3 protein-coding genes and 1 pseudogene are annotated in these 2,358 nt (G+C 46.0%); all 4 read left to right on the top strand.

The window, feature by feature from the left end:
• Positions 1–140: 140 nt before the first annotated feature.
• Entirely contained in the window at positions 141–845 is a 705-nt protein-coding gene (locus RTW80_RS24170) for an IS6-like element IS26 family transposase (protein ID WP_001067855.1), read from the top strand.
• Between the two features lie 54 nt (positions 846–899).
• A pseudogene (locus RTW80_RS24165) lies at positions 900–1,157 on the top strand (hypothetical protein); the annotation flags it as partial.
• Between the two features lie 145 nt (positions 1,158–1,302).
• Entirely contained in the window at positions 1,303–2,166 is an 864-nt protein-coding gene (locus RTW80_RS24160; RefSeq protein ID WP_000612791.1) for an SDR family oxidoreductase, read from the top strand.
• A gap of 37 nt (positions 2,167–2,203) precedes the next feature.
• Positions 2,204–2,358 (top strand): GrpB family protein (locus RTW80_RS24155; protein WP_312720574.1); only part of this gene is annotated, 155 nt, incomplete at its 3' end.

The following is a 2,358-nucleotide window of genomic DNA, read 5'->3' as shown; positions in this document are numbered from 1 at the left end:
TTACAAGGTTCAACGAGAAATGGTAAGCGAGAAAAATGCGCTATAGATTTCCGCTTTAGCCTGGACGCACTCTTTTTGGCACTGTTGCAAATAGTCGGTGGTGATAAACTTATCATCCCCTTTTGCTGATGGAGCTGCACATGAACCCATTCAAAGGCCGGCATTTTCAGCGTGACATCATTCTGTGGGCCGTACGCTGGTACTGCAAATACGGCATCAGTTACCGTGAGCTGCAGGAGATGCTGGCTGAACGCGGAGTGAATGTCGATCACTCCACGATTTACCGCTGGGTTCAGCGTTATGCGCCTGAAATGGAAAAACGGCTGCGCTGGTACTGGCGTAACCCTTCCGATCTTTGCCCGTGGCACATGGATGAAACCTACGTGAAGGTCAATGGCCGCTGGGCGTATCTGTACCGGGCCGTCGACAGCCGGGGCCGCACTGTCGATTTTTATCTCTCCTCCCGTCGTAACAGCAAAGCTGCATACCGGTTTCTGGGTAAAATCCTCAACAACGTGAAGAAGTGGCAGATCCCGCGATTCATCAACACGGATAAAGCGCCCGCCTATGGTCGCGCGCTTGCTCTGCTCAAACGCGAAGGCCGGTGCCCGTCTGACGTTGAACACCGACAGATTAAGTACCGGAACAACGTGATTGAATGCGATCATGGCAAACTGAAACGGATAATCGGCGCCACGCTGGGATTTAAATCCATGAAGACGGCTTACGCCACCATCAAAGGTATTGAGGTGATGCGTGCACTACGCAAAGGCCAGGCCTCAGCATTTTATTATGGTGATCCCCTGGGCGAAATGCGCCTGGTAAGCAGAGTTTTTGAAATGTAAGGCCTTTGAATAAGACAAAAGGCTGCCTCATCGCTAACTTTGCAACAGTGCCCATTTATGAATGTTCCTGTTATGGCTTATGTTCAAGAAAGCATTGCCCCTGAAATGATGGGCAAGGTGTTTTCCCTTTTGATGACCGCCATGACTCTTTCTATGCCGATAGGCTTACTTGTTGCAGGTCCGGTTGTTGAGGTTATAGGTGTTAATACATGGTTTTTCTGGTCTGGTGTTGCGTTGATAGTAAACGCTGTTCTCTGCCGCATTCTGACACGACGCTATGACAAAGTAACAATGAAACCGCAAGTGGACTGAAAAAAGGACCGGGTTGATGATAATTTGTAGTGGTGAGCTTCTGGGAGTACAAAACAAAGTGCTCAAAATTGTCGGGCTCATGGCGTTTAACGGTATTAATTTCGCTTATAATAATCTTTCTATAATAGCCTAAAGGAGAATATCTATGATACCTAATAGCGAAAATAAAAGAGTATGGTTTATTACCGGAGCAAGCAAGGGGCTTGGCTATGCTTTTACATGCGCCGCCTTGAAAGCCGGGGATAAAGTTGTTGCAGTTGCAAGGACTATCGATAATTTGGCGAAGCTAGAAGAAACATATCAAGAGAGCTTACTGCCATTAAACCTCGATGTTACAGATAGGGAGGCTGTTTTTTCTACGGTTGAAACAGCAGTTAAACATTTCGGTAGGCTTGATATTGTTGTTAATAATGCGGGTATCATGACTATGGGTATGATTGAAGAACTAAACGAATCCGATGCTCGGAAACTAATGGACACAAACTTTTTTGGAGCTCTTTGGGTTTGTCAGGCAGTGATGCCCTATTTGAGGTCGCAGCGTTCTGGACATATCATACAGATTACAAGCATTGGCGCTATTATCTCGGGTCCGATGTCTGGTATTTACAGTGCAAGTAAATTTGCGCTGGAAGGAATGAGTGAAGCCTTAGCAAAAGAAGCGGAACATTTCGGAGTGAAACTCACTATGGTGGAACCAGGAGGATATTGGACAGATTTATACACTTCGATGAGTTACAGCAATCCATTAGATTCATACGGTACACTGCGCGATGAGCTGGCGAAACAGTATTCCGAAGATTCGGTCGATAGTGATCCTTCCTTGGCAGCGGAAGCCCTTATGAAATTAGTAGCCAGCAATAATCCGCCTTTGAGGCTTATCCTTGGCAGCATGGTATACGATTTGGCGATGGATACCTTAAAAGCACGGATGGCTACCTGGGAAGAATGGGAAGCTGTTAGCCGTGCATCAGAAAAGGCTATTCCTGCACCGGAGAGATATGGAGTATAATACCAAACATGGTTTTTGAGGCAAGGACGAAACTATCATGAAAATTGAAATTATGGAATATAACCCGGATTGGACAAAGAATTTTGAAGAAGAGAAAATAAAATTGCTCCATTTTTTCGGTTCTCATGCCGTAGCCATTGAACATATCGGAAGCACGGCGATACCCAATCAACGGGCGAAACCGGTTATAGA

This window comes from Escherichia sp. AM3, from assembly GCF_032029835.1.
Lineage (GTDB): Bacteria > Pseudomonadota > Gammaproteobacteria > Enterobacterales > Enterobacteriaceae > Escherichia > Escherichia coli.
Note: the sequence above shows the minus strand (reverse complement) of the source record. Positions and strands in the feature narration are given on the sequence as shown.

Bases quoted from the DNA above. Each gene is read 5' to 3' on its own strand.
- RTW80_RS24170 (WP_001067855.1), top strand. From the start codon at position 141: ATGAACCCATTCAAAGGCCGGCATTTTCAGCGTGACATCATTCTGTGG.
- RTW80_RS24160 (WP_000612791.1), top strand. From the start codon at position 1,303: ATGATACCTAATAGCGAAAATAAAAGAGTATGGTTTATTACCGGAGCA.